This is a genomic window from Streptomyces roseofulvus, assembly GCF_039534915.1.
Lineage (GTDB): Bacteria > Actinomycetota > Actinomycetes > Streptomycetales > Streptomycetaceae > Streptomyces > Streptomyces roseofulvus.
The window spans coordinates 7,482,451-7,499,359 of the sequence record NZ_BAAAWE010000001.1; the positions used below are offsets into that span (position 1 = coordinate 7,482,451).

12 protein-coding genes and 3 rRNA genes are annotated in these 16,909 nt (G+C 68.1%); 11 read left to right on the forward strand and 4 right to left on the reverse strand.

Features of this window, described 5'->3' with window-relative positions:
• Positions 1 to 117 precede the first annotated feature (117 nt).
• The 10 genes from ABFY03_RS34440 to ABFY03_RS34485 all read left to right on the forward strand — a co-directional run bounded on the left by ABFY03_RS34440 (position 118) and on the right by ABFY03_RS34485 (position 13,041).
• Entirely contained in the window at positions 118 to 1,752 is a 1,635-nt protein-coding gene (locus tag ABFY03_RS34440) for an ABC transporter substrate-binding protein (RefSeq protein ID WP_346171820.1), read from the forward strand.
• On the forward strand, positions 1,749 to 2,741 hold the full coding sequence (locus tag ABFY03_RS34445; protein WP_319009960.1) for an ABC transporter permease: 993 nt from the start codon (positions 1,749 to 1,751) through the stop codon (positions 2,739 to 2,741). The genes ABFY03_RS34440 and ABFY03_RS34445 overlap by 4 nt, the downstream gene beginning before the upstream one ends.
• Positions 2,734 to 3,570, forward strand: a complete 837-nt coding sequence (locus tag ABFY03_RS34450; protein ID WP_319009961.1) for an ABC transporter permease — start codon at positions 2,734 to 2,736, stop codon at positions 3,568 to 3,570. Before ABFY03_RS34445 ends, ABFY03_RS34450 begins: the two co-directional genes overlap by 8 nt.
• The gene (locus ABFY03_RS34455) at positions 3,567 to 4,559 is read left to right on the forward strand and encodes an ABC transporter ATP-binding protein (protein WP_346171821.1); all 993 of its coding nucleotides are present in this window, start codon (positions 3,567 to 3,569) and stop codon (positions 4,557 to 4,559) included. The genes ABFY03_RS34450 and ABFY03_RS34455 overlap by 4 nt, the downstream gene beginning before the upstream one ends.
• Positions 4,552 to 5,223, forward strand: a complete 672-nt coding sequence (locus ABFY03_RS34460) for an ABC transporter ATP-binding protein (protein WP_346171822.1) — start codon at positions 4,552 to 4,554, stop codon at positions 5,221 to 5,223. Before ABFY03_RS34455 ends, ABFY03_RS34460 begins: the two co-directional genes overlap by 8 nt.
• Before the next feature lie 118 nt (positions 5,224 to 5,341).
• Complete coding sequence (locus ABFY03_RS34465; protein WP_031007597.1) at positions 5,342 to 5,536, forward strand: hypothetical protein; 195 nt, start codon at positions 5,342 to 5,344, stop codon at positions 5,534 to 5,536.
• Between the two features lie 645 nt (positions 5,537 to 6,181).
• A 16S ribosomal RNA gene (locus ABFY03_RS34470) occupies positions 6,182 to 7,707 on the forward strand.
• A 285-nt stretch (positions 7,708 to 7,992) separates the two neighbouring features.
• Positions 7,993 to 11,113 (forward strand): 23S ribosomal RNA (locus tag ABFY03_RS34475).
• Between the two features lie 72 nt (positions 11,114 to 11,185).
• Positions 11,186 to 11,302 (forward strand): 5S ribosomal RNA (gene rrf / locus ABFY03_RS34480).
• Together the 16S, 23S and 5S rRNA genes form the textbook arrangement of a ribosomal RNA operon.
• 149 nt (positions 11,303 to 11,451) lie before the next feature.
• Positions 11,452 to 13,041, forward strand: a complete 1,590-nt coding sequence (locus ABFY03_RS34485) for a hypothetical protein (protein WP_386723808.1) — start codon at positions 11,452 to 11,454, stop codon at positions 13,039 to 13,041.
• 90 nt (positions 13,042 to 13,131) lie between these two features.
• Here the strand turns inward: ABFY03_RS34485 and ABFY03_RS34490 are convergent, their stop codons facing one another.
• From ABFY03_RS34490 to ABFY03_RS34505, 4 genes are all read right to left on the reverse strand, one after another.
• Positions 13,132 to 13,929, reverse strand: a complete 798-nt coding sequence (locus ABFY03_RS34490; protein WP_346171823.1) for a VOC family protein — start codon at positions 13,927 to 13,929, stop codon at positions 13,132 to 13,134.
• A 102-nt stretch (positions 13,930 to 14,031) separates the two neighbouring features.
• Positions 14,032 to 14,553: an NUDIX domain-containing protein gene (locus tag ABFY03_RS34495; RefSeq protein ID WP_346171824.1), complete on the reverse strand. Its 522-nt coding sequence runs from the start codon at positions 14,551 to 14,553 to the stop codon at positions 14,032 to 14,034.
• A gap of 12 nt (positions 14,554 to 14,565) precedes the next feature.
• Entirely contained in the window at positions 14,566 to 15,519 is a 954-nt protein-coding gene (locus ABFY03_RS34500; RefSeq protein ID WP_346171825.1) for a universal stress protein, read from the reverse strand.
• Between the two features lie 57 nt (positions 15,520 to 15,576).
• Positions 15,577 to 15,987, reverse strand: coding sequence for a DUF5997 family protein (locus tag ABFY03_RS34505; RefSeq protein ID WP_346171826.1), 411 nt, complete (start codon positions 15,985 to 15,987; stop codon positions 15,577 to 15,579).
• A 92-nt stretch (positions 15,988 to 16,079) separates the two neighbouring features.
• Here ABFY03_RS34505 and ABFY03_RS34510 point away from each other — a divergent pair, with 92 nt between their 5' ends.
• The gene (locus ABFY03_RS34510; protein ID WP_319011307.1) at positions 16,080 to 16,847 is read left to right on the forward strand and encodes a LysR family transcriptional regulator substrate-binding protein; all 768 of its coding nucleotides are present in this window, start codon (positions 16,080 to 16,082) and stop codon (positions 16,845 to 16,847) included.
• The last annotated feature ends 62 nt before the right edge of the window (positions 16,848 to 16,909 follow it).

Below are 16,909 nucleotides of genomic sequence, written 5' to 3' on the forward strand. Positions count from 1 at the left end.
CCCGGTGTCGTCGATCTCCGGGGCGGCCTACCCCACCGGGGGCCCCGCCGCACCCGTGCGGTTTAATTGCGAACTGCTCGCAATAACAGTTGATCTTCAAAAAGGGGTGTGGACCCGATGGCCGCCCGACCCGTCCGCCGCGCGACCGCCGCGCTGATCACGGGGGCGCTCGCCCTCGCGACCGCGGCCTGCACCAACCCCGGCTCCGACACCGCCGGCACCGGCGGCCCCAAGGACTCCGCGGTCGTCGGCATCGCCTACGAGCCCGACACCCTCAGCCCCCTCCTCGGCTACGGCAAGGACGGCAACTCCAAGATCTTCGACGGGCTCCTCGCCTTCGACGCCGACATGAAGCTCCGGCCGGCCCTCGCCCGCACGCTCCCGCACATCAGCGACGGCGGCCTCACCTACACGTACACCCTCCGCGACGACGTCACCTTCAGCGACGGCGCTCCCTTCACCTCCAAGGACGTCGTCTTCACCTACCGGACGATCCTCGACCCGAAGACCAACAACCCCTCCCGCACCGAGCTCGACGCCCTCAAGAGCGTCGAGGCCGTCGGCGACGACACCGTGGTCTTCCGCCTCAAGTACCCCTACGCGCCCTTCGCCGAGCGCACCGTCCACGCCATCGCCCCCGAACACGTCGCCGCGCGGCAGGACGTCAACACCGGCCCCTTCACCACCCACCCCATAGGCACCGGCCCCTACGTCCTCACCGGCTGGTCCAAGGGCGAGAAGCTCACCTTCAAGGCCAACCCGAAGTACTGGAACGGCGCCCCCGCGGTGAAGCGGTTCACCATGGCGATCATCAAGGACGACGACGTCCGCGCCACCCGCCTGCGCGCCGGCGACCTCGACGGCGCCATCCTCCCGCCCAACCTCGCCGCCGGCTTCCAGAACGACAAGGCCAAGCGGACCTACGCCGCCAGGACCTACGACTACCGCACGGTCACCCTCCCCACCCACAACCCCGTCGCCGGCGACACCGCCGTCCGCCGCGCCCTCGACATCGCCGTCGACCGCCAGACCATGGTCGACAAGATCCTCGAAGGCGCCGGCAAGCCCGCCTACGGCCCCGTCCCCACCGACAGCCCCTGGTTCGCCCAGGGCACCGTGCGCCGCCACGACCTCGCCGGCGCCCAGAAGATCCTCGACGAGGCCGGCTGGAAGCCCGGCCCCGACGGCGTCCGCGCCAAGAACGGCGTCCGCGCCTCCTTCCCCCTCTGGTACCTCTCCGGCGACAAGCTCCGCCAGGACCACGCCCTCGCCTACGCCTCCGACGCCCGCAAGGCCGGCATCGAGATCAAGACCCAGGCCGGCACCTGGGAGGTCATCGAACCCCGCATGAAGACCGACGCGGTCCTCGCCGGCGGCGGCGCGCCCGGCGACCCCGACTTCGACCAGTACCTCCTCCTGAAGTCCACCCTCGCCGGCGACGGCTTCAACAACATGGCCTGGTACGACAACAAGGCCGTCGACCGCGCCCTGGACAACGGCCGCCGCACGAACGACCCGGCTAAGCGCAAGGCCGCGTACGACACCGTCCAGCGCGAACTCGTCAAGAACCCCGGCTACACCTTCCTCACCCACATCGACCACCTCTACGTCGTGAACGACGCCTGGACCTCCGACGCCAAGGGCGCCCCCCTCACCACCCAGGTCGAGCCCCACGACCACGGCCTCGCCGCCGGCCCCTGGTGGAACGTCGAAGCCTGGCAGCCCAAGAAGACCGGAGACACGAAGAAGTGAGCCGCCGCCTCCCCTGGGGGGCCATGGCCCGGATGACGGGACGGCGCGCCCTCGCCGCCGTCCCCGTCCTCCTCGGCGTCACCCTCGCCGTCTTCGCGGTCGCCGAAGCCTCCCCCTTCGACCCCGTCAAGGCGTACGCCGGCACCGCCGGCCTCACCGCCTCGCAGGAGAACCTCGACCAGCTCCGCCACAACCTCGGCGTCGACCAGCCCTTCCTCACCCGCTGGTGGGAATGGCTCACCTCGGCCGTCACCGGCGACCTCGGCGACTCCGCCGTCATGCGCCGCCCCGTCGCCGACGTCATCACCGAGCGCCTCGGCTGGTCCGTCCTCCTCGCCGTCACCGCCTTCCTCGTCGCGATCACCCTCGGCACCCTCCTCGGCGTCCTCGCCGGCCGCCGCCGCGGCGGCCTCCTCGACCGCGCCGTCAGCGCCCTCGCGTACACCCTGGAAGCCGCCCCCGCCTTCTGGCTCGGGCTCCTCGCCATCTGGTTCTTCGCCCTCGAACTCGGCGTCCTCCCCGCCGGCGGCCTCACCGACACCGCCAGCGACACCGTCACCCCCGACCAGGTCGCCCGCCACCTCGTGCTGCCCGCCCTCGTCCTCGGCGTCTCCCAGCTGCCGTGGTTCTTCCTCTACGTCCGCCAGGGCGTCGGCGACGCCCTCGACGAGGACCCGGTCCGCGGCGCCCGCGCCCGCGGCCTCGCCGAACGCACCGTCCTCACCGGTCACGCCCTGCGCTCCGGCATGCTCCCGATGCTCACCCTCATCGGCTCCCGCGTGCCCGAACTCATCACCGGAGCTCTCCTCGTGGAGACCGTCTTCAGCTGGCCCGGCATCGCCGCCGCCACCGTCCAGGCCGCCACCGCCGTCGACTTCCCGCTGCTCGCCGCCCTCACCGTGCTCGCCACCGCGGCCGTCCTCCTCGGCAACCTCCTCTCCGACCTCCTCTACGGCCTCGCCGACCCGAGGGTGGGCTTCGATGGCTGACCCCCGCACCCACCGCCTCCGCCTGTGGACCTCCGCGCTGGTCGTCGGCGCCGTCGTCCTCGCCGTCCTCCTCGTCCCCCCGCTCGTCCACCTCGACGAACAGGCCGTCGACCTCACCCAGAAGCTCCTCCCGCCCTCCTGGGACCACCCCTTCGGCACCGACGACGTCGGCCGCGACCTCCTCCTGCGCTGCGTGTACGGCCTCCGGATCTCCCTGCTCGTCGGCCTCGTCGCCGCCCTCGTCGCCACCGTCCTCGGCACCGCCGTCGGCGCGGCGGCGGGCGCCCTCGGCGGCTGGACCGACCGCACCCTCATGCGCCTCGTCGACGCCTTCTCCTCCGTCCCCCACCTCCTCCTCGGCATCTTCGTCGTCGCCCTCTTCCGCCCCGGCGTCTGGCCCGTGATCGCCTCCGTCGCCGTCACCCACTGGCTCTCCACCGCCCGCATCGTCCGCTCCGAGGTCCTCTCCCTGCGGACCCGCCCCCACATCGAGGCCGCCATCTCCGGCGGCGCCTCCCGCCGCCGCGTCGCCACCCGCCACCTGCTCCCCGCGGTCCTGCCCCAGGCCGGCCTCGCCGCCGTCCTGATGGTCCCGCACGCCATGTGGCACGAGTCCGCCCTCTCCTTCCTCGGCCTCGGCCTCCCCAGCCACCAGGCCAGCCTCGGCAACCTCGTCCAGTCCGCCCGCTCCTCCCTCCTCGCCGGCGACTGGTGGCCCACCCTCTTCCCCGGCCTCTTCCTGATCGTCCCCACCCTCGCCATCGCCGGCCTCGCCGGCGTCTGGCGAGACCGCCTCAACCCCCGCCGCCGATCGGAGCTGATGCTGTGAACTCCCGTCTCGCGCGCGCCCTCGACGCCGTCACCGCCGAACGGGCCGGGGACGCCCTCCTCAGCGTCCGCGGACTCACCGTCCGCTTCCGCCTCCGCGGCGGCCGCACCGTCGCCGCCGTCACCGACGCCGACTTCGACCTGGCACCGGGGGAGTGCCTCGCCCTCGTCGGCGAGTCCGGCTGCGGCAAGTCCGTCCTCGCCTCCGCCCTCCTCGGTCTGCTCCCCGCCAATGCCGAGACCAGCGGTACGGCCCTGCTCGACGGCACCGACCTGCTCGCCGCCGACGAGAAGACCCTCGCCCGATCGGTACGCGGCCGGCGCGTCGGCCTCGTCCCCCAGAGCCCCGCCGCCCACCTCACCCCGGTCCGCACCGTCCGCGCCCACCTGAAGGAGACCGTCCGGGCGCTCACCGACACCCCGCGCTCCGGCCGCCGCAAAGCCGCCGAGGACGCCGCGCACCGCGCCGCCTTCCCCGCCACCCACCTCGACGCCCACCCCCACGAGCTCTCCGGCGGACTCGCCCAGCGCGCCGCCACCGCCCTCGCCCTCATCGGCGACGCCCCCCTCCTCCTCGCCGACGAACCCACCACCGGCCTCGACCGCGACCTCGTCGAACGCACCGCCGACGAACTCCGCCGCCACGCCGACGACGGCCGCGGACTCCTCCTCATCACCCACGACCTCACCGCCGCCGCCCGCATCGCCGACCGCGTCGCCGTGATGTACGCCGGCCGGATCGTCGAGATCGCCCCCGCCCACCGCTTCTTCGGCACCACCGGCCCCGACCACCCCTACGCGCGCGGCCTCCTCGACGCCCTCCCCGACCGCGCCTTCACCCCCATCCCGGGCATGCCGCCCGAACTCTCCGACCTCCCCGACGGCTGCGCCTTCGCCCCGCGCTGCCCGCGCGCCACCGACCTCTGCGCCACGATCCCGGCCCTCCGCGCCGGAGTGGCCTGCCACCACCCGGAGCGACCCCGTGCTTGAACTCGACTCCGTCACCGCCGGCTACGCACCCCGCAAGCCGGTCTTCCGCGGCGCCTCCCTCACGGTCGCCCCCGGCGAGGCCGTCGGCCTCCTCGGCCCCAGCGGCTGCGGCAAGTCCACCCTCGCCCGCGTCGCCGCCCTGCTCCACCGCCCCGACGCCGGCCGCCTCGTCCTGGACGGCACCGAGGTCACCGCCTGGCGCCACCGCGCCCCGCGCGCGCAGCGCACCGCCGTCGGCGTCGTCTTCCAGCAGCCCCGCACCGCCGCCGACCCCCGGCTCACCCTCGCCGACCTCATCGCCGAGCCCCTGCGCGCCACCGGCCGCAAGGCGGAGGCGGCCGACCGCGTCGCCGAGCTGGCCCCCGCCGTCGGCCTCACCCCCGAACTCCTCACCCGCCGCCCCCACGCCGTCAGCGACGGCCAGCTCCAGCGCGCCTGCCTCGCCCGCGCGCTCAGCCTGGAGCCCCGCTGGCTGGTCTGCGACGAGATGACCGCCATGCTCGACGCCTCCACCACGGCCGCCCTGGTCGCCGCCGTCGAGACCTACCGCGCACGGACCGGCGCCGGCCTCCTCGCCGTCGGCCACGACCGCGTCCTCCTGAACCGCTGGTGCGACCGCACGGTGGAGTGGCAGGACTGTCTGCCGCCGGACCCCGGTGCATGATCCTTTCGCCTGTCACCCGGATGGCCGCCCTGCCGTTCCCCCGGACGGATCGCCCATTCCGCCACACTGTCCGCCGAACGCCGCAATTCCGGTGCGGCAGAAGAAGGACGTGAGAGCGATGGCCGTTTCCGTTTCCGTCGTGGTGCTGCTCCTCGTACTGGCCGTGATCTTCCTGCGCAGCGGCGGCCTCAAGGTCACCCACGCCGTCGTCTGCGCCCTGCTCGGCTTCTTCCTGGCCGGCACGAGCATGGCCCCCACCATCCAGAACGGCGTGGCCGCCACCGCCGAGGTCGTGTCCAGCCTCCGGCCATGATCACCCGTAGGGGTCGTCCGACCTGCGGGGTTGACACGGCCCCGCCCGATCCGTAATGTTTCGTGGGCTGTCCGACGTGAGCACCGACTCCGGTCGGCCCCGGACGGCCATTCCGCAAGAACCACCGAGCCCGATGATCACGATTCCTCGTGTGTCGTTCTCGTTCTACATTCCGTGCGTTTTTGCGAAATGAAGGAGCCAGGTCCCCGATTCGCATCGGGGGCGGGGAATCCGCTAACGTCTCACTCGTCGGAACGGCCCAGCGGCCGGAAAGACAAACCCCGCTGACTGGGAATCAGACGCCGAAAGGATCTGATAGAGTCGGAAAGCGCCGGAAGGCCCCGAGGAATTGAAACTCAGGACCGGAAAGCACCGAGGAAATCGGGTCGGAAAGATCTGATAGAGTCGGAAACGAAGGAAGCGCCCGGAGGGCCTGGAAACAGGAACGAAGGAAGCGTCCGCACCTTGAGAACTCAACAGCGTGCCAAAAATCAACGCCAGATTAGTTGATACCCCGTCCAGCCGGTTTCGGTTGGTCGAGGTTCCTTTGAAACAAAACACAGCGAGGACGCTGTGGACGGTCGGTCTTATTCCGACTTGACCGTCCCGCTCAACGCGAGTGTTGAACCCGATTACGGGTACACATTCACGGAGAGTTTGATCCTGGCTCAGGACGAACGCTGGCGGCGTGCTTAACACATGCAAGTCGAACGATGAAGCCCTTCGGGGTGGATTAGTGGCGAACGGGTGAGTAACACGTGGGCAATCTGCCCTTCACTCTGGGACAAGCCCTGGAAACGGGGTCTAATACCGGATACGAGACGGGGAGGCATCTCCTCGTCTGGAAAGCTCCGGCGGTGAAGGATGAGCCCGCGGCCTATCAGCTTGTTGGTGGGGTAATGGCCTACCAAGGCGACGACGGGTAGCCGGCCTGAGAGGGCGACCGGCCACACTGGGACTGAGACACGGCCCAGACTCCTACGGGAGGCAGCAGTGGGGAATATTGCACAATGGGCGAAAGCCTGATGCAGCGACGCCGCGTGAGGGATGACGGCCTTCGGGTTGTAAACCTCTTTCAGCAGGGAAGAAGCGAAAGTGACGGTACCTGCAGAAGAAGCGCCGGCTAACTACGTGCCAGCAGCCGCGGTAATACGTAGGGCGCAAGCGTTGTCCGGAATTATTGGGCGTAAAGAGCTCGTAGGCGGCTTGTCACGTCGGGTGTGAAAGCCCGGGGCTTAACCCCGGGTCTGCATCCGATACGGGCAGGCTAGAGTGTGGTAGGGGAGATCGGAATTCCTGGTGTAGCGGTGAAATGCGCAGATATCAGGAGGAACACCGGTGGCGAAGGCGGATCTCTGGGCCATTACTGACGCTGAGGAGCGAAAGCGTGGGGAGCGAACAGGATTAGATACCCTGGTAGTCCACGCCGTAAACGTTGGGAACTAGGTGTTGGCGACATTCCACGTCGTCGGTGCCGCAGCTAACGCATTAAGTTCCCCGCCTGGGGAGTACGGCCGCAAGGCTAAAACTCAAAGGAATTGACGGGGGCCCGCACAAGCAGCGGAGCATGTGGCTTAATTCGACGCAACGCGAAGAACCTTACCAAGGCTTGACATATACCGGAAACATCCAGAGATGGGTGCCCCCTTGTGGTCGGTATACAGGTGGTGCATGGCTGTCGTCAGCTCGTGTCGTGAGATGTTGGGTTAAGTCCCGCAACGAGCGCAACCCTTGTCCTGTGTTGCCAGCATGCCCTTCGGGGTGATGGGGACTCACAGGAGACCGCCGGGGTCAACTCGGAGGAAGGTGGGGACGACGTCAAGTCATCATGCCCCTTATGTCTTGGGCTGCACACGTGCTACAATGGCCGGTACAAAGAGCTGCGATGCCGTGAGGCGGAGCGAATCTCAAAAAGCCGGTCTCAGTTCGGATTGGGGTCTGCAACTCGACCCCATGAAGTCGGAGTTGCTAGTAATCGCAGATCAGCATTGCTGCGGTGAATACGTTCCCGGGCCTTGTACACACCGCCCGTCACGTCACGAAAGTCGGTAACACCCGAAGCCGGTGGCCCAACCCCTTGTGGGAGGGAGCTGTCGAAGGTGGGACCAGCGATTGGGACGAAGTCGTAACAAGGTAGCCGTACCGGAAGGTGCGGCTGGATCACCTCCTTTCTAAGGAGCACAGTACCGATTGCAGGCAAACGTTCTGCACGGTCAGCTCATGGGTGGAACGTTGATTAGTTGGCACGATCACGAGAGTCCTTCACCAGTACTGCTTCGGCGTGGAACGTGACGAGATCTCAAGGGATCGTGCCTGGCACGTTGTTGGGTATCTGAGGGTACGGCCGCAAGGTTGTATCTTCGCGATGCCGGCCCCAGTGAACCTGGTCCTTAGTGGTCAGGGTGATGGGTGGCTGGTCGTTGCTTGAGAACTACACAGTGGACGCGAGCATCTGTGGCCAAGTTTTTAAGGGCGCACGGTGGATGCCTTGGCACCAGGAACCGATGAAGGACGTGGGAGGCCGCGATAGTCCCCGGGGAGTCGTCAACCAGGCTTTGATCCGGGGGTTTCCGAATGGGGAAACCCGGCAGTCGTCATGGGCTGTCACCCACTGCTGAACACATAGGCAGTGTGGAGGGAACGAGGGGAAGTGAAACATCTCAGTACCCTCAGGAAGAGAAAACAACCGTGATTCCGGGAGTAGTGGCGAGCGAAACCGGATGAGGCCAAACCGTATGCGTGTGATACCCGGCAGGGGTTGCGCATGCGGGGTTGTGGGATCTCTCTTCTGTCGTCTGCCGGCGACAGGACGAGTCAGAAACCGTTGATGTAGTCGAAGGACATGCGAAAGGTCCGGCGTAGAGGGTAAGACCCCCGTAGACGAAACGTCAGCGGCTCGTTTGAGAGACACCCAAGTAGCACGGGGCCCGAGAAATCCCGTGTGAATCTGGCGGGACCACCCGCTAAGCCTAAATATTCCCTGGTGACCGATAGCGGATAGTACCGTGAGGGAATGGTGAAAAGTACCGCGGGAGCGGAGTGAAATAGTACCTGAAACCGTGTGCCTACAAGCCGTGGGAGCGTCGGACGCAAGCTTGCTTGTGTCTCGTGACTGCGTGCCTTTTGAAGAATGAGCCTGCGAGTTTGCGGTGTGTTGCGAGGTTAACCCGTGTGGGGAAGCCGTAGCGAAAGCGAGTCCGAATAGGGCGTTTCAGTAGCACGCTCAAGACCCGAAGCGGAGTGATCTAGCCATGGGCAGGTTGAAGCGGAGGTAAGACTTCGTGGAGGACCGAACCCACCAGGGTTGAAAACCTGGGGGATGACCTGTGGTTAGGGGTGAAAGGCCAATCAAACTCCGTGATAGCTGGTTCTCCCCGAAATGCATTTAGGTGCAGCGTCGTGTGTTTCTTGCCGGAGGTAGAGCACTGGATAGGCGATGGGCCCTACCGGGTTACTGACCTTAGCCAAACTCCGAATGCCGGTAAGTGAGAGCACGGCAGTGAGACTGTGGGGGATAAGCTCCATGGTCGAGAGGGAAACAGCCCAGAGCATCGACTAAGGCCCCTAAGCGTACGCTAAGTGGGAAAGGATGTGGAGTCGCAGAGACAACCAGGAGGTTGGCTTAGAAGCAGCCACCCTTGAAAGAGTGCGTAATAGCTCACTGGTCAAGTGATTCCGCGCCGACAATGTAGCGGGGCTCAAGCGTACCGCCGAAGTCGTGTCATTGCAGCATGAGGGCCAACGCCCGCTGTGATGGGTAGGGGAGCGTCGTGTGCCGGGTGAAGCAGCCGCGGAAGCGAGTTGTGGACGGTTCACGAGTGAGAATGCAGGCATGAGTAGCGATACACACGTGAGAAACGTGTGCGCCGATTGACTAAGGGTTCCTGGGTCAAGCTGATCTGCCCAGGGTAAGTCGGGACCTAAGGCGAGGCCGACAGGCGTAGTCGATGGACAACCGGTTGATATTCCGGTACCCGCTTTGAAACGCCCAATATCGAGCCCATTAATGCTAAGCCCGTGAAGCCGTTCCGGACCCTTCGGGGAAAGGAAAGTGGTGGAGCCGGCGAACCAAGGTGGTAGTAGGTAAGCGATGGGGTGACGCAGGAAGGTAGTCCAGCCCGGGCGGTGGTTGTCCCGGGGTAAGGGTGTAGGGCGTTGTGTAGGCAAATCCGCACAACACGTAGCCTGAGACCTGATGCCGAGCCGATTGTGGTGAAGTGGATGATCCTATGCTGTCGAGAAAAGCCTCTAGCGAGTTTCATGGCGGCCCGTACCCTAAACCGACTCAGGTGGTCAGGTAGAGAATACCGAGGCGTTCGGGTGAACTATGGTTAAGGAACTCGGCAAAATGCCCCCGTAACTTCGGGAGAAGGGGGGCCACGCCTGGTGATCGGATTTACTCCGTGAGCTGGGGGTGGCCGCAGAGACCAGCGAGAAGCGACTGTTTACTAAAAACACAGGTCCGTGCGAAGCCGTAAGGCGATGTATACGGACTGACGCCTGCCCGGTGCTGGAACGTTAAGGGGACCGGTTAGTGACCTTTCGGGGTTGCGAAGCTGAGAACTTAAGCGCCAGTAAACGGCGGTGGTAACTATAACCATCCTAAGGTAGCGAAATTCCTTGTCGGGTAAGTTCCGACCTGCACGAATGGCGTAACGACTTCTCGACTGTCTCAACCATAGGCCCGGTGAAATTGCACTACGAGTAAAGATGCTCGTTTCGCGCAGCAGGACGGAAAGACCCCGGGACCTTTACTACAGTTTGATATTGGTGTTCGGTTCGGCTTGTGTAGGATAGGTGGGAGACTTTGAAGCAGCCACGCCAGTGGTTGTGGAGTCGCCGTTGAAATACCACTCTGGTCGTGCTGGATGTCTAACCTGGGTCCGTGATCCGGATCAGGGACAGTGTCTGATGGGTAGTTTAACTGGGGCGGTTGCCTCCCAAAGGGTAACGGAGGCGCCCAAAGGTTCCCTCAGCCTGGTTGGCAATCAGGTGTTGAGTGTAAGTGCACAAGGGAGCTTGACTGTGAGACCGACGGGTCGAGCAGGGACGAAAGTCGGGACTAGTGATCCGGCGGTGGCTTGTGGAAGCGCCGTCGCTCAACGGATAAAAGGTACCCCGGGGATAACAGGCTGATCTTCCCCAAGAGTCCATATCGACGGGATGGTTTGGCACCTCGATGTCGGCTCGTCGCATCCTGGGGCTGGAGTCGGTCCCAAGGGTTGGGCTGTTCGCCCATTAAAGCGGTACGCGAGCTGGGTTTAGAACGTCGTGAGACAGTTCGGTCCCTATCCGCTGTGCGCGTAGGAATATTGAGAAGGGCTGTCCCTAGTACGAGAGGACCGGGACGGACGAACCTCTGGTGTGCCAGTTGTCCTGCCAAGGGCATGGCTGGTTGGCTACGTTCGGGAGGGATAACCGCTGAAAGCATCTAAGCGGGAAGCCTGCTTCGAGATGAGTATTCCCACCTCCTTGAGAGGGTAAGGCTCCCAGTAGACGACTGGGTTGATAGGCCGGATGTGGAAGCCCAGTAATGGGTGGAGCTGACCGGTACTAATAGGCCGAGGGCTTGTCCTCAGTTGCTCGCGTCCACTGTGTTAGTTCTGAAGTAACGAACTCCCATGCCGGTTGAGTTCAACTTCATAGTGTTTCGGTGGTCATAGCGTTAGGGAAACGCCCGGTTACATTCCGAACCCGGAAGCTAAGCCTTTCAGCGCCGATGGTACTGCAGGGGGGACCCTGTGGGAGAGTAGGACGCCGCCGAACAATTTTTAGCCTCAACCCCCGGACCCTGTCCGGGGGTTGAGGCATTTTTGCGTTCTCGTGAAGCGTGAGGCACTTCGCTTCCCTTCTCCGGGGGACGGGCCTAGCGTCGGCGGCCGGCGCGACTGTCGTCCCCACCCGGAGGAGCTGTCTTGACCTCACGTACTCCTCCTCGCAGAGGGCGCCTGGCCGCTCTGGCCGCCGCCCTCGTCGCGGTCCTGCTCGTCGGCTCGGCGCCCGTCGCCCAGGCCGAGGAGATCCCCCTCGCGCTGGGGCACCGGCTCGTCGAGCACTACCTCGGCGCCCCGGCGACAGCCAGGCCGCTGCCGGGCGCCGGACCCGCCCAGCACCCCCATCTCGCGCCCAACGGACGCAGCGGCATGCACGCCGACGGGGCCGGCAGCGGTACCCACCCGTATCCGGCGCCGCTGGGAAGGAGCCCCGAGGTGACGAGCGAGCAGATCGCCCCCCTCGGCGGCGAGTGCGCCACCGCCACCTTCGACACCGGCGGCCGGCTCCTCACCGTCTGCGGCACCTTCAACGGCTTCCTGCTCAAGCTGCTCGACCCGCGGAGCCTCGACACCCTCGCCGAGCACAAGCTGCCGCAGCGCTCCTCCACCGTGGAGGCCGTCACCCGGCTCGACTTCGAGAAGATCTTCAAGGACACGTCGGGCGGTGCCTACTTCTACCTGGACCACCGCGACCGGGTCGTGCTCGCCGACTCCCGGCAGCACGTCCTGCGCATCGCGCACGGGCGGAAGGCGGACGGCTCCTGGGAGTTCACCGTCGAGGACGACTGGGACCTGACCCCGCTCGTGCCGCACGACTGCGTCAGCTGGACCAACCTCTTCCCCAGCGGGAAGTGCGACCCCGTCACCTCGGTCATGCCGGACTGGGACGGACGGATCTGGTGGGTCACCCGGCTCGGGCGGGTCGGGACCGTCGACCCCGCCACCGGGGCGCTGCGGGCGATCCGGCTCGACGGGGAGGAGATCCAGAACTCCTTCTCCGTCGCCGAGGACGGCGTCTCGATCGTCACCGACCACGCCCTGTACGCGTTCCGGGCGGACGGCGATGGGACGCCGCGGGTGGTCTGGCGGGAGGAGTACGACCGGGGGACCGGGACCAAGCCCGGCTCGGTGAACCAGGGGTCGGGGACCACACCGGATCTCTTCGGCAGCCGGAGTGCGTACGTCGCCATCACCGACAACGCCGACGACCGCATGAACGTCCTCGTCTACCGGCGGGAGGCCGGCGTGCCGGCGGGGGAGCGGCTCCTGTGCAAGGTGCCCGTCTTCGGCTCGGGGGCCTCGACGACCGACAACTCCCTGATCAGCTGGGGCGACAGCCTCGTCGTGGAGAACAACTACGGATACGAGAACCCGTCGTCGCTCGGCTTCGGACGGAGCGTCGTCGGCGGGGCCACGCGCATCGACGTACGGCCCGACGGGAGCGGCTGTGACGTGGTGTGGGAGAGCGACGTGCGCTCGCCGTCCACCGTGCCGAAGCTGTCCACGGCCAACGGGCTGCTCTACTTCTACGAGAAGCGGCCGCACGCGTTCGGGATCGACGCCTGGTACCTGACCGCCGTCGACTTCCGCACCGGCGCCCGGGTCTACTCGCGGTTCACCGGGACCGGGCTCGGCTACGACAACAACTGGGCGCCCATCACCCTCGGCCCCGACGGCACCGCCTACATCGGCGTCTTCAACGGGATCGTCGCCGTACGGGACACCGCCTGAGCCCGGGCGGTGCCCCGAGGACGGACGTACGGCGACACCGGCGCGGTGCCCTCGGGCGGGTGTCGCGCCGGTACCGTACCCCCGCCGGGTCTACTCCATCGGCGGGACCTCGCCGACGGTCGTCCGGACGTCGATCACCGCGAACGCGGCGCCCTGCGGGTCGAGGACGGCGGCGAAGCGGCCGAAAGGGCTGTCCATCGGGCCGAAGACCTTGCGCCCGCCGAGACGCTCGGCCGCGGCGACCGCCAGGTCGCAGTTGTCGACGGCGAAGTAGATCTGGATGTAGGAGGGGACCTCCGCCGGGAAGTCCTCGGGCGTCATCTTCATGCGGCCGAGGATCGGGTCGGAGCCGAGGTCGAAGACCTTGTAGTCCATGTCCTCGCCGGTCATCCTCTTGGCGTTGTAGCCGAAGACGTCCGTGAAGAAGGCGTCGGACTTCTCGGGCTCGCGGGTGAAGACCTCGGCCCAGACGTAGGATCCGGTCTCCCCTTCGAGCTCGAAGCCCTCGTGGACGCCCGCCTGCCAGAGGCCGAACACGACGCCCGCCGGGTCCCGGGCGATGCACATGGAGCCGAAGTCGCCGACCTTCATCGGCTCCATCAGCACCGTGCCGCCCGCGGCCTTGATCTTCTCGGCCGTGGCGCCGACGTCGTCCGAGGCGAAGTAGAGACACCAGGCGGACTGCGGCGGGGTGTCCCCGCCGGGCATCGGCGGGACGACGGCGGCGACCGCCTTCCCGTTCTTGTACGCCTGGGTGTAGTTGCCGAACTCCGTCGACGCCTCCCCGAAGGTCCAGCCCAGCACATCGGCGTAGAAGGTCTTGGCGCCCTCGGCGTCGGTGAACATCGCGTCGGTCCAGACCGGGGTGCCTTCAGGTCGTGCGGCCATGACGTGACTCTCGCTTCCGATTCGGTGACGTTATGGGTGATTCGTGGTCCACGCCCACGCTAGCCACGCCCCGCCGGTCCCGCGCGGTGGCGCGCGGTCGGCTCAGGACGACGGGCGGCCGAGCGTGTAGCGGTGGAAGGGCGCCGGCGGCAGGGCGAGGTCGGGCCGCCACACGGCCAGGACCTGGGCGGAGGGCAGGAACAGGGCCTCCGGTAGTGCGTCCGGGGAGGTCCACTCCCAGCGCCGGATCTTCTCCGGCTCGGCCACCGCCGGGGTGCCCGTGAAGGTGCGGACGACCGTCGCCGCCGTCATCCGCGTCAGCTCCGGCGAGGTGACCGTGTCCAGGAGCAGCCCGAGGACCTCGACCTCGGCCGCGCCGGTGACCAGCGTGGTCTCCTCGGCGAGCTCCCGGGCCGCGGCCTCCTCGATCGACTCGCCCGGCTCGATGCCGCCGCCCGGCAGCTCCCACACGCCCGAGCGGTCCAGGCCGAGCAGGACCCGGCCCCGGTCGTCCAGCACCACGATCCCGGCGCCCAGCGCGGCGGTCGCGGTCGGCGGGCGGGTGTTGCGGGACGCGGCGGCGGGGGCGACGGCGGTGTCGGAGGCGTACCTGTCGGAACTCATGCGCCCTGTCTATCAGCCGGCACCGACAGAGGGCCGGTCGGCGGCCGGGGGCGGGACGACCGCCACCGGGCAGGCGGCGTGGTGGAGCACCGCGTGGGCCACCGAGCCCACCAGGAGCTCCGCGATCCGGTGCCGGTGGTGCCGCCCCACGACCAGCAGGGCCGCGTCGGCGGAGGCGTCCACCAGGAGTCCCGCGGCGTCTCCCGGAGCCACCGTGCGGACCAGCTTCACGCCCGGCCACCGCTCGGCGAAGGGCCGCAGCCGGCTCTCCTGTACGCGCCGGGCCTCCGCCAGGAGGTCCTCGGTGTCGTCCGCGAGGGGGAGCGGCGGCGGCATCTGGAAGGCCGGGGAGGGGGCCGCGACCAGCGCGGACGGGTTCGGGGGGAGGGGCAGTGCCGTCATCGCCTCCAGCGGGACGCCGCGCCGCTGGGCCGTCTCGAAGGCGAAGGTCACCACCTCGTCCGGGGTCTCCTCGGGATGCAGGCCCAGCAGGATCCGTCCGGCCTCCGGGCCGCTGTCCAGGGACGCCGTGCGGGCCTCGTGCGGGACCACCACGAGGGGGCAGGGGGAGCGGGCGGCGAGGGCCCGGCCGGTGGAGCCGAGCAGCAGGGTGGCGAAGCCGCCGTGGCCGCGCGAGCCGGTCACCAGGAGGCGGGCGCCCCGGGCCGCCGCGGGCAGGACCTCGGTGACCGTGCCGTCCAGGGAGTCGTACCGCACCGGCACCGTGTGGCCGCGCTCCTCGACGACCGTCCGGACCGCGTCCAGCACGGTGTCCCTGAGCTCCGGCTCGGTGCCGAGCGAGGCGATCCGGGCCGCGCCCAGCTGGAGGGCGTCGGAGCGGACGTGGGCCACGACCAGCGGGGCGCCGACGGTCTCGGCGGCGCCCAGCGCCCAGGAGAGGGCGCGGAGGCTGTGCTCGGAGCCGTCGACGGCGGCGACGACGGGCGGGTCGGTTACCTCGTTCATGAGGGGATGCCTCCCGCGCCCGGCGCCGCGCCACACCGGCGACGGCGAGCGGGTCCGTCAGGCGTTCTGCGCGCGGGCGGCCTCGTCGGCGGCGCGCTGGGCGTTGCGCTCCTTGATCCGCACGTTCTCCTTGCGGACCTCGGCCTGGGTGGCGCGCTCCTTGACCAGCCACTCCGGGGCCTCGGCCTTGAGCGCCTCGATCTGCTCGGTGGTCAGCGCCTCGGTGACGCCGCCGCGGGCGAGACCGGAGATGGAGATGCCGAGCTTGGCGGCGACGACGGGGCGCGGGTGCGGGCCGTTCTGGCGCAGCTCCCGGAGCCAGGCCGGCGGGTCGGCCTGGAGCTCGTTGAGCTCGGCGCGCGTGACGACGCCCTCCTGGAAGTCGGCGGGGGTGGCGTCGAGGTACACACCCAGCTTCTTCGCCGCGGTCGCGGGCTTCATCGTCTGGGAGTTCTGGTGCTGCGTCATGGTGTCCAGGGTATCGAGCGGACGGGCGTGCGCCGACCACGGCCGCCCGCCGACCTGCGCGGACGGGCCGGACCGGCGGGTAATCTTGCGGGGTGACTGACTCCTCCCCGGCCCCCACGACCTTCCGGCTCGCCTATGTGCCCGGTGTGACGCCCTCGAAGTGGGTGCGGATCTGGGAGCAGCGGCTGCCCGACGTCCCGCTCGCGCTGCTCCAGGTGACGCCCGGGGAGTCCTTCGGGATGCTCCGGGACGGTGCCGCGGACGCCGCGCTGCTGCGGCTGCCGGTCGACGGCGAGGACCTGGCGGCGATCCCGCTGTACGAGGAGACCAGCGTGGTGGTGGTGCCGAAGGACCACCTGTTCGCGGCGGCCGAGGAGCTGAGTCCGGAGGACCTGGCGGAGGAGCTGGTGCTGCACCCGCTGGACGACACCCTCGACTGGGAGGCGCCGCCCGGCCGACCCGCGTTCCAGCGGCCGGAGACCACGGCCGACGCCATCGAGCTGGTGGCCGCCGGGGTCGGCGTGCTGGTCGTGCCGCAGTCGCTGGCCCGGCTGCACCACCGGAAGGACCTCACGTACCGCACGATCACCGGTGTGCCCCAGTCGCGGGTGGCGCTGTCGTGGCCGAAGGCCGAGGAGGCTCCCGACCTGGTGGAGGAGTTCATCGGGATCGTCCGGGGCCGCACGGTGAACAGCACCCGCGGGCGGCGGGCGGAGGCCCAGAAGGGCCAGAAGACCGCGAAGCCTGCGCCGAAGCCCGCGAAGAAGGCCGCCGGGGGCAAGCCGGCGCGGCCGGCGAAGCCCGCGCGGGGCAAGGGCGGTGCCGCCGGGCGCGGCGGGAAGCCCCGCCGGGGGCGCTGAGCGGGCTCCTCGGCATACTCCTCCTGTCGATCAAGAGCGCCCACCGCGGTGGGCGGCGAGAA